The following is a 16680-nucleotide window of genomic DNA, read 5'->3' as shown; positions in this document are numbered from 1 at the left end:
CTCATTGCGCCGGCGGCAACGCCGGTAAGCTGGCAGCGGAGGTAATATCGCTGCCGGTTTGCATCACTGCTACCGTTTGATGCGGCGCTTTAATGCCGGCCGCATCAAAATGCTTCTTCACCTTATCATCCAGCGCAAAACGTACCGTCCACTGCTTCAGCGGCTGGGTGGTGAATGACACGCGCACGGTAAAGGATTGGTTGGTTAATCCCACTAATCCGGCAAAACTCGGCTCGCCAATCACCATGCCGCGAATCTCCGGGTTCTCCAGCAGCTCTTTCACCGCGCCCTGCAGCGTTTGGTTAACGCGTTCGGTATCTTCACTGCGATCCACATCGTAGTTCGCCACGAACGAGCCGATGCCGCGCACAAAGTTGGCGAAGGTGGTGATCGATGACCACGGAATAATGTGATACGCGCCGGTATCCTGACGCACGCCCACCGAGCGAATCGACATGCGCTCTACCGTGCCGGTGATCGGGCCAATGGTGACTAAATCACCGGTGTTCATGCCGTTCTCAAACTGGATAAAAATGCCGGTGATGATGTCTTTCACCAGCGTTTGCGAACCGAATGATACCGCCAGACCGAGCGCACCGGCACCGGCTAGCAGCGGCGCAATATTCACGCCCACTTCCGACAGTAAAATCATAATGGTGATGGTGCTTATTACGACCGCCAGCGCGTTACGAAACAGCGTCAGCAGCGTGCGGGTGCGTGCGCTCGGCATGGGGCGGCCATGCGAATCCGAGGCGAGGCGACTTTCGATCAGGCTTGCCAGCAGCGTCCAGCCGACTGCCGACAGCAGCACAATGATCACGATACGAATCAGCACATCCACCATTTTTTGGCCGGCGCCAATAGTGAGCCAGTGCCAGAGATCAAACAGATTCCATGCATTGAGCAGCAGCAACAGCGTGGCAAACACCGTGACCACGCGCGCCAGTTTCAGCAGCGCTTTCACCCAATCGTTAACGCGCTTTTGCAGCTCGGGATAGTTGCGGCGCATGTCGGGCGACAGCGTGACGGTTTTGCCAATCCAGCGCGTCAGCATGCCGGAAATCAGCGCAGCGATAACCACGATCGCCAGGCTGCGCACCGTGGCGGACATCATAAACTTCAGGCTGTCGCCGGGATTGAAGATCGAGAACAGGAACAGCGCGATAAAGTAGGCGCTGGCCAGCCAGTGCCACACCATGCCAAAGGCGCGGATGAACAGCGCAAAGAAGCTCAAGCTGCGATCGGCAAGACGCGACAGTTCATGATGGATGTTGCTTTTGTTGCGGAAAATCAGCCACAGCGCCCAGCCGGTCATGATCCCCATAATCAGCATGTTGACCAGCGCCGCCACCTGAATATTCACCTGATTGGAGACAATCGGCACCACCACCAGTAAACCGTAACCGATGATGCCGCTTAGCCAGCTCAGACGCGTGTTCCAGTAGCTGGCGCGCGCATCGGTTAAGTGGAAGAAGCGCAGCGTAGGGAAACGCGGGCAGAATATCAGCCGCAGCACCGCTTTAAAGAACTCAATCAGCGCGAAGGCGTTAAGGAAAAGGCCTTGCTGATAGGCGATGGTGCGGTTGTTGTTGTGATAGTTGTCGCTGATGATCTGACCGACAAACAGCGTCAGCGCTAGCAGCACAATATCGAGCACAAAGGCCATCAAGATAGTGGCGGGCAAGTGCAGCCACTTGGTGCGCTCAAGGTTTTGATCGCGTCCCCAGCGGCCCATGCGGCGCCACACCGGCCACATCAGGCGGCGTGTCAGCCAGTAAAACGCAAACACTGCGGCGGAGAGCGCAGCGAAGTATTTCAGCGCGTTGAAGAAGGTTTGCTGATTAAAGGATTTGTGTGGCGCATTGGTGATGTTGTCATGCAGTTGCACAAACTGCTCGGCCACCGCGCCGCCGTATTCACGCGTTACGCTGGTGACGCTCTCCAGTACCGTGAGATCGTCCTGATTGGCCTGCGGTGGCGCCAGCACCGGTTGGTCACTGGTGGATTGGCTGTTGGCAGCCTGACGTAACTGATCGATCAGCTCCTGACGCGAGGCGTTGTTATCCAGAATATTCGCCAGCGCGGCATAGGCGGCTTTTTTCTCGTCTAAGCTGGGTTCGCCTTCGGCTTTATTATCCGCTGCCGGGGTTTGCGACTGCTGTGCTGCGACGGCCGCCTGCGGCAGATTAACGGCCTGCGCCGGGGGAATGAGAAATAGAGTGAACAAACTGAAGAGTAACCACACGGCTGAACGCCATGGTGGGCTGGCAGACGACATCGCTTTTCTCCTTTAGCTTCGCGCAGCGGCACAAGAGAGAAGTATAGTCAGTGATGGAAGGTGAAGATTTTGAAAAGGAAAATTGAATCGTGGTACCTGCCGTAGTGGCGCGATAAATCGCGCCGCTACAAATGGTGCATGTAAAAAACCGCCGCCGAAAATGGGCGACGGTTTAATGGCAGAGCTTAGGATACGTGCTGCAGGAACTCGCGCAGACGGTCGCTCGGCGGGTTGGTGATCAGATCGTCCGGGTTGCCATCTTCTGCGATGGTGCCTTTGTCGATAAAGATCAGACGCGAAGCCACTTTTTGGGCGAAACCGACTTCGTGCGTCACGATGACCATCGTCATGCCTTCTTCCGCCAGATCCTGCATCACTTTCAGTACTTCGTGACGCAGCTCGGGATCCAGCGCTGAGGTTGGCTCATCAAACAGCATCATCTTCGGTTTCACCGCCAACGCACGCGCAATCGCCACGCGCTGTTGCTGACCACCGGAAAGCTCAGACGGGAAGTGGTGTGCACGCTCGGCAAGGCCCACTTTACCCAGCAGCTCACGCGCCAGCTTATGCGCTTCCTCTTTCTTCGTACCACGCACGCGAATCGGACCAAAGGCGACGTTATCCAGCGCGCTCATTTGTGGGAACAGATGGAACTGCTGGAACACCATGCCCGCTTCCTGACGAATCAGTCGCTCATCCACTTTTGGATCATTGACCTTCATGCCATCGACAACCAGCTCACCGGTGGTGATCTCTTCCAGCTTGTTGATGCAGCGCAGCAGCGTGGATTTACCGGAACCGGAAGGTCCGATAATCACCACCACTTCGCCTTGATTAATCTTCAGGTTGATGTTGTGCAGAACCTGAGTCTGGCCGAAATTCTTCGAGACGTTTTTAAATTCAATCACAGAATTTTCATCCTTTTCTCAATACGGCGCAGCACAAAGCTCAACACCAACGTAATAACCAAATAGATAATGGCAACGGCGCTCCAGATCTCCAGCGCGCGGAAGTTACCGGCAATGATCTCCTGACCCTGACGCGTCAGTTCGGCCACGCCAATCACGATAAACAGCGACGTATCTTTGATGCTGACAATCCACTGATTACCCAGCGGTGGCAGCATACGGCGCAGGGCCAGCGGCATGATCACATAACGCAGGGTCTCGCGGCGCGACAGACCCAGCGCCAGACCCGCTTCACGGAAGCCTTTATTAATCGACAGTACCGCACCGCGCGTGATTTCCGCGATATAAGCGCCGGAGTTGATCATGATGGTGACCACCGCCGCGCTGAACGGATCGATACGCAGATCCGGGAAAGCCATCGGCAGGGCGAAGTAGATAAACATCACCTGAACCACGATTGGCGTGCCGCGAATCAGTTCGATGAAGACTAAGGCGATGTTGTTGGTGATCCAGCCGCCGTAGGCGCGGGCAAAACCGGCAACTAAACCGATAATTAAACCGCCGACCAGGCCGAGGACCGAGATCAGCAGGGTCATTTTGGCGCCTTCGATTAAAATCGGCAGGGCAGGCCAAATGACGCTCCAGTCAAACTCCATGGTGTGACTCCAAAATCTGTTGCGTGGAAATGTAAAAAGCAGGGAGTGTCAGGCTCCCTGCTGGAAAAATCGGCTCAGGCCGCAATTATTTTGGTTCAGTACCGAACCATTTTTTATAGATGGTGTTGTAAGTGCCGTTATCGCGCAGAGTTTTCAGGGCGCCGTTCACTTTTTCACGCAGGTCGTCGCTGCCTTTCGGGAACGCGATGCCATACTGCTGCGCTTCAATTGACTCGCCTACCGCTTTGAAGCGGCCTTTACCGGCGGTGTTGATGAAGTACAGGATGTTCGGCGTATCGTGCAGCACGGCGTCAGCACGGTTAGTGCCTAACTCCATGTACGCGTTGTCGATGTTAGGGAACTGGCGCAGGTCTTTAGACTTGATGTGCGCTTTGGCGTAATCCACCGAACCGGTGCCGCTCTTCACCGCCACCACTTTGCCGTTCAGATCGTCAATGCTCTTAACGTCTTTTTCATTCTCGCGCACCATCACCAGCAGGCCGCTTTTGTAGTAGCCGTCAGAGAACTCGATGGCTTTTTTACGTTCTTCGGTGATGGTGATACCCGCCAGCGCCAGGTCAATGTTTTTGGTTTGCAGCGCAGGAATGATGCCGCTGAAGTCCATTGGCTTGAAGGCGTAATCCAGTTTCAGTTCTTTCGCTATGGCATCCCACAGATCGATGTCAAAACCGACGTATTTATCGCCTTGTTTGAACTCAAAGGGAACGAATGCGGTGTCGGTTGCGACGATCAGTTTTTTGTCTGCTGCGGTGGAGGAAAGCGAGAAGGCCAGCGCCAGCGCGGCCACGGAGACTTTAATCAATGACTTCATCATTTTTTTCCTTATTACCCCTCAGGCCTGGTGGCCCGATGTACGGCCTATCATATGAAAAAATTATGCCAACTTTTCATTTTGCTCGAAATCAGTAGTTTTAAGCACTTGCTGACACGATTTTGCGCAGAAGAAAAGTTTTGCACCTTATTGGTGCTTCATTTTGGTGCGTGGTGCTGTTGTGGTGCAGGCACAGTGTGCACCAAGGGCGGGGAGAGCGAAAGAAGGGATTAAGGAAATGTTAACAACGTCAAAAAAAGCACCACAATGTTACAGACGTAAAAAAAGGCGGGATAACCCGCCTTCGTTATAACACTGAAATTTATTCAATATTCGATTCGATAAACCACAGGAATTTATCCAGATCGCGCGATGCCGCAGTGAAGATGTCAGCGGTATCTTCATCGCTGACTTCAGTGATAGCTTTACGCGTGTCATTCGCCACAATCGCATAGCGATCGGCCAGCGCTTTCAGGTGATCCTGCACGCTGTGAATGTTCAACGGATAGCTTTTCAGTGGTGTTTTATCGTTGACGATCTGAGTGGTACCCAGCGCCACGCCGCCTAGCTGAACTACACGTTCAGCGATAGTGTCCTGGTGATCGGTAATGGCGGTACGGAAACCATCCAGCATCTCATGTACGCCAATAAAGTTGGCGCCACGCATGTTCCAGTGCGCCTGCTTGGTGATCAGCGACAGGTCAATAAACTCCACTACCAGACGGTTGAGCACCTCGATGGTCGCTTTTTTATCGCTGTCAGCGACGTCATTACGGGTGTAAATCAGATCAGACGATTTAGTTTTAACCAGTTTTGCGGTACTCATCATTAATGTCCTCTTATTGATGGTTGTCCTAATCAAGCACGGAAATAAGTATAGCAGCAGTTTTTTAACTTGCAGGGTTGATTAAATCAATGACAGGAATAGATAAACCTTAATATTGCTCAGGGATTGTGCATCTTGACGATTATTTCAGTTAAAACAGATGCTTGTGAGGTATGTTAATTATTTATTAAACGTGTTGCAAAATAATAACGGAAAAATCTTAATACCGCGTTAAAAATGATAATGAGAATGCTTCTATATTTAGCCTGCCGCGCAGCAGGCTGAATTATTGAATATTTATTGCGGATGCGTAATGTCGACTTCGCTTATTTTTGCGCTTTTTTGTTTCATGGTGAGCGTTGAACCGGCCGAGGCGATGATGATCGCCAGCAGCGCAATCCACTGCTTCAGCGTCAATAGCTCGCCCAGGAATAACATGCCTGATAACGCCGCCATCGCCGGTTCCAGACTCATTAAGGTACCAAAAATGCGTGCCGGCAGTCGTGTCAGCGCCATCATCTCTAAAGAATAGGGAATGGCGCTGGAGAGCAGGGCGATCAGCAGTGCCAGCGGCAATACTTCCCAATGCCAGATGCCCGGCGCGGCAAAGGTCAGGCCGAGCGGCACAAAAATCACCGAGGCAATTAGCGAACCCATCGCCACCGTCGCCGGACCATGCTCCGCGCCGGCACGCTGTCCTGCAAGGATGTACACCGCCCAGCAGGCACCCGCGCCTACCGCCAGCAACGCACCGAGCGGATCGATATGACTCATCCCTTCACCGATGGGCAACAGGAACCACAAACCCGCCACCGCCAGCAACACCCAAAGAAAATCAAGCGGACGACGCGCGCCGATCAACGCCAAAGTCAGCGGACCCAAAAACTCCAATCCGACGGCAACGCCCAGCGGCACGGTGCGAATCGCTAAATAGAAGAGATAGTTCATGCAGCCCAGCGCCAAGCCGTACATCAGCAGCGGTTTGCGCTGCTCGCGCGTGAAGCGCAAACGCCAGGGTTTAAAGATAATGCAGAGAATCAGGGTGCCAAGACCAAGACGCAGCGCGGTAATGCCGGTGGCGCCAACGGTGGAAAACATCGATTTTGCCAGTGAAGCGCCGCCCTGTAGTGAGAGCATGGCAATCAGCAGCACAGCAATAGGGAACAACACCGGGGCCATATTTTTGGTCGTCAGAGGGGCAGACATCCTGTAATCCATTCCTTTTATTTATTAACAGTAGAGCAACAAGCGCTCAGTGTAATGGAATCTCAGGCAAATAAGGAGACGCGAATCGGGGAAATAAAACGCGCTGACAGGTCAGAATTTGGCCATTTTTAGTGCCATTTCCGTAAAGAAACGTCAGGTTAGTTTAGGAATTTACTTAAAGGCATTTTTTGTGATCGTTATTTATGTTGCAGGAATATGATGCTTTTTATAAGTAAAATGAATGACATAGGAAACTTCATTAACTTTCTGTTACACCAAACAATCTGTTAGACAACAAAATGCGGGCAGAGTTTCTTGCTGTTTTTTGTTATATTTAAAGCGTTGTCAGGAGAGAAGTATATTCACATTTGAGGTGGTTATGAAAAAAATTGCATGTCTTTCAGCATTGGCTTGTGTACTTGCAGTTTCTGCAGGTTCTGCCATGGCACAAAGCACCGTTACCGGTGGTTACGCTCAGAGCGATTATCAAGGCGTTGCTAACAAAGCAAACGGCTTCAACCTGAAATATCGTTACGAAGACGGTACTAACCCACTGGGTTGGATCGGTTCTTTCACCTATACCGAAAAAGATCGTACTGATGCTGGCGCTTATAACAAAGCTCAGTACTACGGCATCACCGGTGGTCCTGCTTACCGTCTGAACGACTGGGCGAGCATCTACGGTGTTGTTGGTGTGGGTTACGGTAAATACCAGCAGAACGACAATTCAGTACGTTCTAAGTCTGATTCAAGCGACTACGGTTTCTCTTACGGTGCGGGCATGCAGTTTAACCCAATCGAAAACATCGCTGTTGACGTGGGTTACGAGCAGAGCCGTATCCGCAACGTTGACGTTGGCACCTGGATTGCTGGCGTAGGTTACAGCTTCTAAGTTCTTGCTTAGACCAGTTGCACAATAAACGGTCCTTCGGGACCGTTTTTTTATGGGCGCGATTAACGATTTACCTGCCGCCAGAAACACAAAGCCCGCTACATGAGCGGGCTTTATTGGAATTTGTATGCGTCGGGAACGTTAGCCGCGCCAGATCAGTTTTGGGCACGGACGTTCAACCAGCTGTTTGCCGGTGAGCTTTTCAATCAGCATCAAGCGCAGCGCAAACGGCGAGCGAGTCAACAGGCACAGCAGCGATTTCAGCTCAAAAGCCGGTTTGCTCTGTTCAGCCTGGAAACATTTGCCACAGTCGAGGCAGTTTTTCATGGTAGTCATGTTCACCTCCCGAGTGAATGACGACATTTCTTTGTAGCCTTTATAAGCTATTCGCTTACATTATCAACAAAGATAGCACTGGCTATACTCTTTAGCCAACACTATTTAGGAAAAATTTGTGCTTATTTGTGCCTGGTTTACAATGGGCGCAGCCAGCCCGCACCGCAGGTAAAGTGCGGCAGATAATAAAGAGGAAGTTAGATGAGTCGTCGTGCAAAAATCGCCACCAACATGCCCCAGGGCCCGCTAAAAGAGATAGAGGAGCATGTCGAAGGATTTCGTCAGGTGCGCGAGGCGCATCGTCGTGAGCTGATCGATGACTACGTTGAATTAATCTCTGATTTGATTCGTGAATTTGGCGAAGCGCGTCAGGTGGATATGGCTGCACGTTTGGGCGTTTCCCAGCCGACCGTGGCGAAAATGTTAAAGCGTCTTGGCACCACCGGTTTGGTTGAGCAAGTGCCGTATCGCGGTGTATTCCTCACCGCCGAAGGCGAGAAGCTGGCTGAAGCGAGCCGCGTCCGCCATCATATTGTTGAAACTTTCCTATTGGCGCTGGGCGTTAGCCCGGAAACCGCGCGCCGTGATTCAGAAGGCCTGGAGCATCACGTCAGTGATGAAACTCTGGCCGTGTTCCAGAAATTCTACGAGAATCGCTAACTACAAGGCCTTCCGCCATCATGCCCAATCTGCTTCGTTCCTTTATGCGCGATCGTATTTTGCATTTGTTGTTGCTGTTGGGTGTGATCATGTTGCCGCTGGCGAATTTCCGCTGGTCGCAACTGCCTTCCGCTGTGGACTGGCACACCATCATGACGCTCACCGGCTTACTGATGCTGACCAAAGGGCTGGAAAACAGCGGCTATTTTGATGTGCTCGGCGCACGTCTGATTCAGCGTTTCCAGCATGAACGCGCATTGGCGTTATTCATGGTGTGCGCCGCCGCGTTGCTCTCAACTTTTCTCACCAACGATGTTGCGCTGTTTATTCTGGTGCCGCTGACGCTGACGCTGCGTAAATTCTCGCGGCTGCCCATTTCGCGCCTGATCATTTTCGAAGCCTTGGCAGTGAACGCGGGTTCCTTACTGACGCCGGTTGGTAACCCGCAAAACATTCTGCTGTGGAGTCACGGCACGCTCAGCGTGCCCGGTTTCATTGCGCAGATGGCGCCGCTGGCGGCATTTTTACTGCTTTCGCTGATGGCGTTAACCTGGTGGAGTTTCCCGGCGCGCGCGATCCAAAAGCATGAGCAGAGTGAAACTCAGGCGTGGCGCAAACCGTTGTTCACGATTAGCGTGCTGCTGTATATCGTATTTATCGTCGCGCTCGAGCTGAAAATGACCGGCTGGGCGCTGCTGCTGGTGGCGGCCTGTTTCCTGATCATGGCGCGCAGCGTGTTGATCAGCATCGACTGGAGTTTGCTGCTGGTGTTCGTGGCGATGTTTATCGATGTCTTCCTGTTGATGCATTTGTCCTGGCTGCAGCCGCACTTTGCCGCTATCGGTCAGCTAGGCGAGGGCGGAATCTATTTGCTGGCGATTGGCTTGTCGCAATTCATTAGTAACGTTCCCGCCACCATTCTGCTTTTGCAGAAAGTGCCACCGTCGGAGGTGCTGGCGTGGGCGGTGAATATCGGCGGATTTGGCTTATTGCCGGGTTCGCTCGCCAACCTGATTGCCTTGCGGATGGCGCAGGACGCGCGCGTTTGGTGGCGTTTCCACTTGTTTTCCATCCCGATGCTGGCCTGGTCGATGTTAGGCGGATGGCTGCTGTTACACCTCATGCGTTAACACCGTGCCAATGTCGGCTTATGTAAAGTTGCATTGGCATTTGTCAATTTCCCATCTAAGGTTATGTTGACCGTTTTTGCCCGGGAATCGGGACAACTGCCTACGATGAAAAATTATGGAAAACCAGAATCAACCGTCTGAACGCGATCAGCAGGATCCGCAAAAAACCGCCAATACCCATCAAGATAACAACGAACCAGAACGTAAACGTCCCGGAAAGAAACCTCTGATTTTTCTCGCCATTGTGGTGGTGATTATGATCGTGGTGGGATTATGGTTTTGGCTCACCACGCGCAATATCGAAAGCACGGATGATGCCTTTACCGAAGGCAATGCGGTGACCATCGCGCCGAAAGCGGCCGGATATGTGGTCAAGCTGCTGGTGCGCGATAACCAGCGCGTGAAGCAGGGCGATTTGCTGGTGGAGATCGATGCGCGCGACAGTGAAGCGCAGCGCGATCAAGCCAAAGCCCAGCTTGGTCTGGCCCAGGCGCAGCTGCATCAGGCGCAGGCGCAGTTAGCCTTGTCCCGCGTGCAGTATCCGGCACAGCGCGATCAAGCTCTCGCCGATCAGGCCAAAGCGCAGGCCAATTTGCTTAACGCCCAGGCCGATTATCGTCGCCAGCGCGGTGTTGATCCGCGTGCCACTTCACAGCGCAATATTGATACTGCCGCCGCGCAATTGCGTTCGGCTGAAGCGCAACTGCAAAGCGCTAAGGCGCAGGTTGAAGTGGCTTCTCAGGTGAAGCTGCAAATCCGCCAGCAGGAAACCAATGTGGAAGCGCGTGAGCAGCAGGTTGAGCAGGCGCAGGCGCAGCTCAACACCGCCGAATTGAATCTCTCTTATACCCAGGTTCGCGCACCTTACGACGGCTTTGTCACCAAGCGTAACGTGCAACTCGGCACGCTGGTGCAGGCTGGCAGCGCGCTGTTCTCGCTGGTTTCGCCTGAAATCTGGATTAATGCCAATTTCAAAGAGTCACAGCTGGCGCGCATGAAGCCGGGTAATAAAGTGGAAATCAGTGTCGATGCCTGGCCGGATATGAAGCTGGAAGGACATGTGGATAGCGTGCAGATGGGATCCGGTTCCCGCTTCTCCACCTTCCCGGCGGAAAACGCCACCGGCAACTACGTGAAAATCGTGCAGCGCGTGCCGGTGAAAATCGTTATCGATAAAGGATTAGATCTCAATCATCCGCTGCCGCTGGGCTTGTCGGTTGAGCCGAAGGTCACAGTGGAATGAGTGCGAGCGAAAGCTGGCGTCCGGCCAGCAATCCGTGGCTGGTCGCCATTACGGTGACGCTGGCGGTGTTTATGGAGATCCTCGACACCACCATCGTTAACGTCGCGCTGCCACACATTGCCGGTTCGCTCTCCTCCAGCTACGACGAATCGACCTGGGTTTTAACCTCTTATCTGGTGGCGAACGGCATCGTGTTGCCCATTTCGGCGTTCTTCAGCCGCCTTTTTGGCCGCAAGCAGTTCTTCCTGATTTGCATCGTGATGTTCACCATCTGCTCCTTCCTGTGCGGCATCGCGACGGAGCTGTGGCAGATCATTCTGTTCCGCATCCTGCAGGGCTTTTTTGGCGGCGGATTGCAGCCGGTACAGCAATCGGTGCTGCTCGATTACTTCAAAGCGGAAGATCGCGGCAAAGCCTTTGGTCTATCGTCGATTGCGATTATCGTCGCGCCGGTTATTGGTCCGACGCTCGGCGGCTGGATCACCGACAACTACAGCTGGCGCTGGGTGTTCTTCATTAATATTCCAGTCGGTATTTTGACGGTAATGGCAATTTACCAGCTGCTGGAAGATCCGCCGTGGGAGCGCAAGTGGGATAAAGGCCGCCTGAAGATCGACTACATTGGCATCAGCCTGATCACGCTGGGGCTTGGCTGTTTGCAGGTGTTCCTCGATCGTGGCGAAGATGAAGATTGGTTTGCCTCGCACTTCATTCGCCTGTTCGCCATGCTGGCGGTGATCGGCATTATCGGCGCCATTTATTGGCTGCTGTATGCACGCAAACCGGTGGTCGATCTTAGCGTAATGAAGGATCGTAACTTCTGGGTGGCGGGCTTGCTGATGGCGGGCATGGCGATGATTTTGTACGGCAGTTCGGTGGTACTTCCCCAACTGGCGCAGCAGGATCTCGGTTACACCGCAACCTGGTCGGGGCTGGTGCTGTCGCCCGGCGCAATATTGATTGTGCTGACGATACCCATCGTGCTGAAGCTGATGCCGATTGTGCAAACGCGCTACATTATCGCATTCGGCTTCACCTGCCTTGCCAGCGCCTTCTTCTATTCCACCCGGCTTACGCCCAACGTTGATTTCACCACGCTGGTGTTAATGCGCAGCGCGCAGTCGATTGGCCTTGGCTTCCTGTTTGTGCCGCTGACCACCATTGCGTTCATCACCGTGCCGCAGCGATTAAACGCCGATGCGTCGGCGCTGTTCACCATGTTCCGTAATGTCGCGGGTTCGATCGGAATTTCGCTGTCGACGGCGGGCATTACCGAACGCATGCAGACGCGATCGGCCACCATGGTGCACAACATGTCGCCGCTCAATGAGCCTTACAATCTCACGCTGCAGCATTGGGCTGATTCGATCCGTAATTTCACCACCGCAGTGGGCGATCCGCTGGTGCTGGCGAGCGGGCAGCTCTACCAGGAGATGATCGCGCAGGCCCGTATTCTGGCGTACATCGACGTATTTACGGGCCTGAGTATCGTGGCGTTGCTATTGATTCCATTTTGTTGGTTGCTTTCGCCGATCAAGAGCGAAGGCAGTGCAGGAGCACATTAAAATGAGTAAGTTTTCGCGCTCTACGCCGTCACTGACGTTGCTGGCGCTGTCACTGTTGCTGGCCGGATGCGCCGTAGGACCTGATTATCAGCCGCCGCAGGCGCACACACCTGGCGGTTACCATGATTTGCCTTCACAGCAAGCGTCTAAGCCGCTGGCGGCAGCAACCAATCCGCTGTGGTGGAAAAGCTTTAATGATCCGCAGCTTGATAGCCTGATTGAGCGCGCTATTGCCGGCAACTTAACGCTGCAACAATCGGTGCTGCGTATTGCTGGGGCGCGTGAACAGCTGGCGCAGGCGCGCGGTGGGTTATTCCCTTCGCTTAACGGCTCGGCAAAAGTGACCCGTCAGCAGCTCGGTTTAAAAGGCTTGCTGAAATCCAACGGCGTTTATGACCAGGTTGATAGCGATGTCGCCAGCCAGCTGAACGGTTTAGACCATTCTGTCACCCTGTATCAGGGCAGCTTTGACGCCAGCTGGGAGCTGGATCTATGGGGCAAAGTACGCCGCCAGATGGAAGCCGCGGATGCTCAGCAGCAGGCGGCCATTGAGCAACGCAACGATGCGCTGGTCTCGCTGGAAGCCGAAGTGGCGCGCGCCTATCTGCAATTGCGCGGTTCGCAGGCGGTGCTGGCGACCTTGCAGCAGCAAATTGAGGTCGCGCAGCAAACCTGGGAACTGACAAAGAGCCAGCAGCAAAACGGCTTAGCGCCGACCACGGATGTGGAAAATGCCCGCGCGCAATTAGCCTCGCTGAATGCGCAGCTGCCGCAATATCAGGCGCAGCAGTTGCAGGCAATGAACGGTTTGGCGGTGCTACTGGGTAAAACACCGGGCGCGCTGGATAACGAGCTGATGAGCAAAAAACCGCTGCCTGATTTGCCGAAATTGGTGCCGGTGGGCATTCCGTCGACGCTGGCGCGGCGACGTCCGGATATTCGCCAGGCTGAAGCCACACTGCATGCGCAGACCGCGAATATTGGCGTATCCGTTGCCGAGCTGTTCCCCAGCTTGTCGCTCACCGGGCAACTGGGCGTGCGAAATACCGATGCCAGCTATCTGGATGACTGGAGCAGCCACTTCTTCAGCGTTGGTCCGTCGCTGTCGATTCCAATTTTTCAGGGCGGCCGTTTAGTGTCCAGCGTAAAATTGGCGCGCGCGCAGCAAGCCAGCGCGGCGCTCGATTATCGGCAAACGGTATTAACTGCGCTGCAGGATGTGGAGAACGCGTTGGTCAGTTATCGCGCCGATCAGCAGCAGGTTATAGCGCTGGATGAAACCACCGGCGCACTGCAACGTGCATTTGATTTGGCCAGCGACAGTTATCGTCAGGGTATTTCCACCTTCCTCGATGTATTAGATGCGCAGCGACAACTGGCGCAAGCTAAAGCGCAATCGACGCAGGCGCGGATGCAAAGTGCACTTGATTTAGTGGCGTTATATAAAGCGCTGGGCGGTGGCTGGGAACCTTATCAAAACGTCAATTTGCCAGACTATTCTGTGTTTGGTCCCGCAACGGAAGTGCATTAATTTCCCTTAGCAGCCGGTTAAACACCGGCTTTTTTTATCGGCACGATATGAAAAAATGAGATTCTTCTCTCATCCCGGGCAATATAATAATCCGTGATGAAAACGGGTTTTACGTTACACCATTAATCCTTGCTTACCATTATGCTCACTAATGCTGCAGCGCGTAATAGCCGCTAAATGATTGTTTATTACCTGGGAATATTGCTTTGAAATCGATTCCAGTTGCTACATATGGAACACATTACGGTTGTTAATTCAGGGTTAATTAAAGCGGTTATCCGCGTTTTAAACCCTAACGTAAGAAATATGTAAGCAACTTCAGATTAATCCGGGCAATAAAATTAATTTATTTTTTTATTTGAATTAGGTAATCTTGCCACTACAGTTTATTTAACCCCCTTAAGCAAGGACATTGTGATGAGTGACGCATTTAAAGTTCTGAACAACATTCGCACATTACGTGCGCAGGCTCGTGAACTGCCATTGAGCGATCTGGAAGAAATTCTGGAAAAATTAACGGTTGTCGTGACTGAACGTCGTGACGAAGTAAACGCTGAAGAAGCGCAGAACCGCGAAAAAGAAGAGAAGCTGTCTAAATATCGCGAAATGCTGCTGGCTGATGGTATTGACCCGAACGAATTACTGGGCGCTCTGGAAGTTGGTAAAAAACGCGCTAAGCGTGCACCACGCCCGGCAAAATATTCCTACACCGACGAAAACGGTGAAGTAAAATCTTGGACCGGTCAGGGCCGTACACCAGCAGCGATTAAAAAAGCGCTGGATTCAGGTAAAAGCCTCGACACTTTCCTGATCAAATAATCCGCACAATCCTTGTAAGTGGGAGCCGGGGGCAAATGCCCCCGGCTTTTTTGTTGTTTTTATTTCTTTATGAGCAACAACACCTTTAGCCCAACGTAACGTCTGCCTCTGGCGCAGAGGTGGCGTCCGGGTGCCCGCTTCTGGCATAATGCCCGCTGTTTTTTCCTCCACTGCGTAACAAAGGTCAATGCCGTGTTAGTTTCCAGCAATATCACCATGCAGTTCGGCAGTAAGCCGCTGTTCGAAAATATCTCCGTTAAATTTGGCGGCGGTAATCGTTACGGTTTAATCGGTGCGAACGGCAGCGGTAAATCTACCTTTATGAAAATACTGGGCGGCGATTTGGCGCCAACGGGTGGAAATGTTTCCCTCGACCCAAATGAGCGTATCGGTAAGTTACGTCAGGACCAATTTGCCTTCGAGCAATATAGTGTGCTGGACACCGTGATCATGGGCCACAATGAATTGTGGGCAGTGAAGCAAGAGCGTGACCGTATATATGCATTGCCAGAAATGAGCGAAGAGGAAGGCTATAAAGTGGCCGACCTTGAAGTCGAATACGGCGAGATGGACGGTTACAGTTCAGAATCACGTGCCGGTGAATTATTACTGGGCGTTGGCATTCCTGTGGAGCAGCATTACGGTCCGATGAGCGAAATTGCGCCGGGCTGGAAATTGCGTGTCCTTTTAGCGCAGGCATTATTTGCCAATCCTGATATTTTGTTGCTCGATGAACCGACCAACAACCTGGATATCGATACCATTCGTTGGTTGGAGCAAGTGCTCAACGAACGTAACAGCACCATGATCATCATTTCGCATGACCGTCACTTCCTGAATATGGTGTGCACGCACATGGCGGATCTGGATTACGGCGAACTGCGCGTTTATCCGGGTAATTATGACGAATATATGACCGCGGCTACCCAGTCACGCGAACGTTTATTATCGGATAACGCCAAGAAGAAAGCGCAAATTGCCGATCTGCAATCGTTTGTTAGCCGTTTTAGCGCCAACGCCTCTAAATCGCGTCAGGCGACTTCGCGTGCCAAACAGATTGATAAAATTAAGCTGGAAGAAGTTAAAGCCTCCAGCCGTCAAAACCCGTTTATCCGTTTTGATCAGGATAAGAAGCTGTTCCGTAATGCGCTGGAAGTTGAAGCGCTGACCAAAGGTTTTGATAACGGTCCGCTGTTTAATAAACTCAACCTGATGTTAGAAGTCGGCGAGAAATTGGCGATTCTCGGTGCCAACGGTATCGGTAAAACTACGTTGCTGAAAACGCTGGTCGGTGAACATACGCCGGATAGCGGCACAGTGAAATGGTCTGAGAATGCGCGCATTGGTTATTACGGCCAGGATCACGCGGAAGACTTCGCTGACGATCTGACGGTATTCGACTGGATGAGCCAGTGGAAGCAGGAAGGCGATGACGAACAGGCGGTGCGCAGTATTCTTGGTCGTCTGCTGTTTGGTCACGACGAGATCAACAAGCCCGCTAAGGTGCTGTCCGGTGGTGAGAAGGGTCGCATGCTATTTGGCAAGCTGATGATGCAAAAGCCAAACATCCTGATCATGGATGAACCGACTAACCACCTGGATATGGAATCGATCGAGTCGCTCAACATGGCGCTGGAGATGTACGAAGGCACCCTGATTTTCGTCTCGCACGACCGTGAGTTTGTTAGCTCGCTGGCTACCCGCGTGATGGAGATGAAAGCCGATCGTATTATCGACTTCACCGGTAACTATGAAGATTACCTGCGCAGCCAGGGTATTGTTTAATTGTGAAAAACCA

15 protein-coding genes are annotated in these 16680 nt (G+C 52.7%); 8 read left to right on the top strand and 7 right to left on the bottom strand.

Going from position 1 to position 16680, the window contains the following annotated elements; all coding sequences use genetic code 11:
• Position 1: 1 nt before the first annotated feature.
• The 6 genes from ybiO to rhtA all read right to left on the bottom strand — a co-directional run bounded on the left by ybiO (position 2) and on the right by rhtA (position 6706).
• The gene (ybiO, locus tag KVT28_RS05615) at positions 2 to 2278 is read right to left on the bottom strand and encodes a mechanosensitive channel protein (protein ID WP_217547138.1); all 2277 of its coding nucleotides are present in this window, start codon (positions 2276 to 2278) and stop codon (positions 2 to 4) included.
• A 185-nt stretch (positions 2279 to 2463) separates the two neighbouring features.
• Positions 2464 to 3186 (bottom strand): glutamine ABC transporter ATP-binding protein GlnQ, encoded by a 723-nt coding sequence (gene glnQ / locus KVT28_RS05610; protein ID WP_110865810.1) that lies wholly within the window; start codon positions 3184 to 3186, stop codon positions 2464 to 2466.
• Positions 3183 to 3842 (bottom strand): glutamine ABC transporter permease GlnP, encoded by a 660-nt coding sequence (glnP, locus tag KVT28_RS05605; protein ID WP_007887744.1) that lies wholly within the window; start codon positions 3840 to 3842, stop codon positions 3183 to 3185. The genes glnQ and glnP overlap by 4 nt, the downstream gene beginning before the upstream one ends.
• Before the next feature lie 85 nt (positions 3843 to 3927).
• Entirely contained in the window at positions 3928 to 4674 is a 747-nt protein-coding gene (gene glnH, locus KVT28_RS05600; protein ID WP_036647919.1) for a glutamine ABC transporter substrate-binding protein GlnH, read from the bottom strand.
• Positions 4675 to 4996: 322 nt separating this feature from the next.
• Positions 4997 to 5500: a DNA starvation/stationary phase protection protein Dps gene (gene dps / locus KVT28_RS05595; RefSeq protein WP_036620516.1), complete on the bottom strand. Its 504-nt coding sequence runs from the start codon at positions 5498 to 5500 to the stop codon at positions 4997 to 4999.
• 297 nt (positions 5501 to 5797) lie between these two features.
• Positions 5798 to 6706: a threonine/homoserine exporter RhtA gene (rhtA, locus tag KVT28_RS05590; RefSeq protein WP_101761015.1), complete on the bottom strand. Its 909-nt coding sequence runs from the start codon at positions 6704 to 6706 to the stop codon at positions 5798 to 5800.
• A 379-nt stretch (positions 6707 to 7085) separates the two neighbouring features.
• Here rhtA and ompX point away from each other — a divergent pair, with 379 nt between their 5' ends.
• Positions 7086 to 7598, top strand: coding sequence for an outer membrane protein OmpX (gene ompX, locus KVT28_RS05585; RefSeq protein WP_101761014.1), 513 nt, complete (start codon positions 7086 to 7088; stop codon positions 7596 to 7598).
• 141 nt (positions 7599 to 7739) lie between these two features.
• Here ompX and KVT28_RS05580 read toward each other — a convergent pair whose 3' ends face one another.
• Positions 7740 to 7934, bottom strand: a complete 195-nt coding sequence (locus tag KVT28_RS05580; protein WP_101761013.1) for a hypothetical protein — start codon at positions 7932 to 7934, stop codon at positions 7740 to 7742.
• Positions 7935 to 8135: 201 nt separating this feature from the next.
• Between KVT28_RS05580 and mntR the strand changes: the two genes are divergently transcribed.
• The 7 genes from mntR (at position 8136) to KVT28_RS05545 (ending at position 16667) form a co-directional block, all read left to right on the top strand.
• Positions 8136 to 8594: a manganese-binding transcriptional regulator MntR gene (mntR, locus tag KVT28_RS05575; RefSeq protein WP_101761012.1), complete on the top strand. Its 459-nt coding sequence runs from the start codon at positions 8136 to 8138 to the stop codon at positions 8592 to 8594.
• A gap of 20 nt (positions 8595 to 8614) precedes the next feature.
• Positions 8615 to 9724 carry an SLC13 family permease gene (locus KVT28_RS05570; protein ID WP_137385455.1) on the top strand — a complete coding sequence of 370 codons (1110 nt, stop codon included), beginning with the start codon at positions 8615 to 8617 and terminating at the stop codon, positions 9722 to 9724.
• A 115-nt stretch (positions 9725 to 9839) separates the two neighbouring features.
• Positions 9840 to 10967 carry an HlyD family secretion protein gene (locus KVT28_RS05565; RefSeq protein WP_217547135.1) on the top strand — a complete coding sequence of 376 codons (1128 nt, stop codon included), beginning with the start codon at positions 9840 to 9842 and terminating at the stop codon, positions 10965 to 10967.
• Entirely contained in the window at positions 10964 to 12532 is a 1569-nt protein-coding gene (locus KVT28_RS05560) for a DHA2 family efflux MFS transporter permease subunit (protein ID WP_110865813.1), read from the top strand. The genes KVT28_RS05565 and KVT28_RS05560 overlap by 4 nt, the downstream gene beginning before the upstream one ends.
• Before the next feature lies 1 nt (position 12533).
• Entirely contained in the window at positions 12534 to 14063 is a 1530-nt protein-coding gene (locus tag KVT28_RS05555; protein ID WP_192236556.1) for an efflux transporter outer membrane subunit, read from the top strand.
• A 417-nt stretch (positions 14064 to 14480) separates the two neighbouring features.
• The gene (locus KVT28_RS05550) at positions 14481 to 14882 is read left to right on the top strand and encodes an H-NS family nucleoid-associated regulatory protein (protein WP_101761007.1); all 402 of its coding nucleotides are present in this window, start codon (positions 14481 to 14483) and stop codon (positions 14880 to 14882) included.
• 192 nt (positions 14883 to 15074) lie between these two features.
• Positions 15075 to 16667, top strand: a complete 1593-nt coding sequence (locus KVT28_RS05545; RefSeq protein WP_064741202.1) for an ABC-F family ATPase — start codon at positions 15075 to 15077, stop codon at positions 16665 to 16667.
• Positions 16668 to 16680: the final 13 nt, after the last annotated feature.

This window comes from Pantoea sp. GbtcB22, from assembly GCF_019091025.1.
In the GTDB taxonomy this organism is placed as follows: Bacteria; Pseudomonadota; Gammaproteobacteria; order Enterobacterales; family Enterobacteriaceae; genus Pantoea; species Pantoea leporis.
Note: the sequence above shows the minus strand (reverse complement) of the source record. Positions and strands in the feature narration are given on the sequence as shown.

Coding starts and splice junctions, on each gene's coding strand:
- ybiO (WP_217547138.1), bottom strand. CDS start 2,278: ATGTCGTCTGCCAGCCCACCATGGCGTTCAGCCGTGTGGTTACTCTTC.
- glnP (WP_007887744.1), bottom strand. CDS start 3,842: ATGGAGTTTGACTGGAGCGTCATTTGGCCTGCCCTGCCGATTTTAATC.
- glnH (WP_036647919.1), bottom strand. CDS start 4,674: ATGAAGTCATTGATTAAAGTCTCCGTGGCCGCGCTGGCGCTGGCCTTC.
- dps (WP_036620516.1), bottom strand. CDS start 5,500: ATGAGTACCGCAAAACTGGTTAAAACTAAATCGTCTGATCTGATTTAC.
- rhtA (WP_101761015.1), bottom strand. CDS start 6,706: ATGTCTGCCCCTCTGACGACCAAAAATATGGCCCCGGTGTTGTTCCCT.
- ompX (WP_101761014.1), top strand. CDS start 7,086: ATGAAAAAAATTGCATGTCTTTCAGCATTGGCTTGTGTACTTGCAGTT.
- KVT28_RS05580 (WP_101761013.1), bottom strand. CDS start 7,934: ATGACTACCATGAAAAACTGCCTCGACTGTGGCAAATGTTTCCAGGCT.
- mntR (WP_101761012.1), top strand. CDS start 8,136: ATGAGTCGTCGTGCAAAAATCGCCACCAACATGCCCCAGGGCCCGCTA.
- KVT28_RS05570 (WP_137385455.1), top strand. CDS start 8,615: ATGCCCAATCTGCTTCGTTCCTTTATGCGCGATCGTATTTTGCATTTG.
- KVT28_RS05565 (WP_217547135.1), top strand. CDS start 9,840: ATGGAAAACCAGAATCAACCGTCTGAACGCGATCAGCAGGATCCGCAA.
- KVT28_RS05560 (WP_110865813.1), top strand. CDS start 10,964: ATGAGTGCGAGCGAAAGCTGGCGTCCGGCCAGCAATCCGTGGCTGGTC.
- KVT28_RS05555 (WP_192236556.1), top strand. CDS start 12,534: ATGAGTAAGTTTTCGCGCTCTACGCCGTCACTGACGTTGCTGGCGCTG.
- KVT28_RS05550 (WP_101761007.1), top strand. CDS start 14,481: ATGAGTGACGCATTTAAAGTTCTGAACAACATTCGCACATTACGTGCG.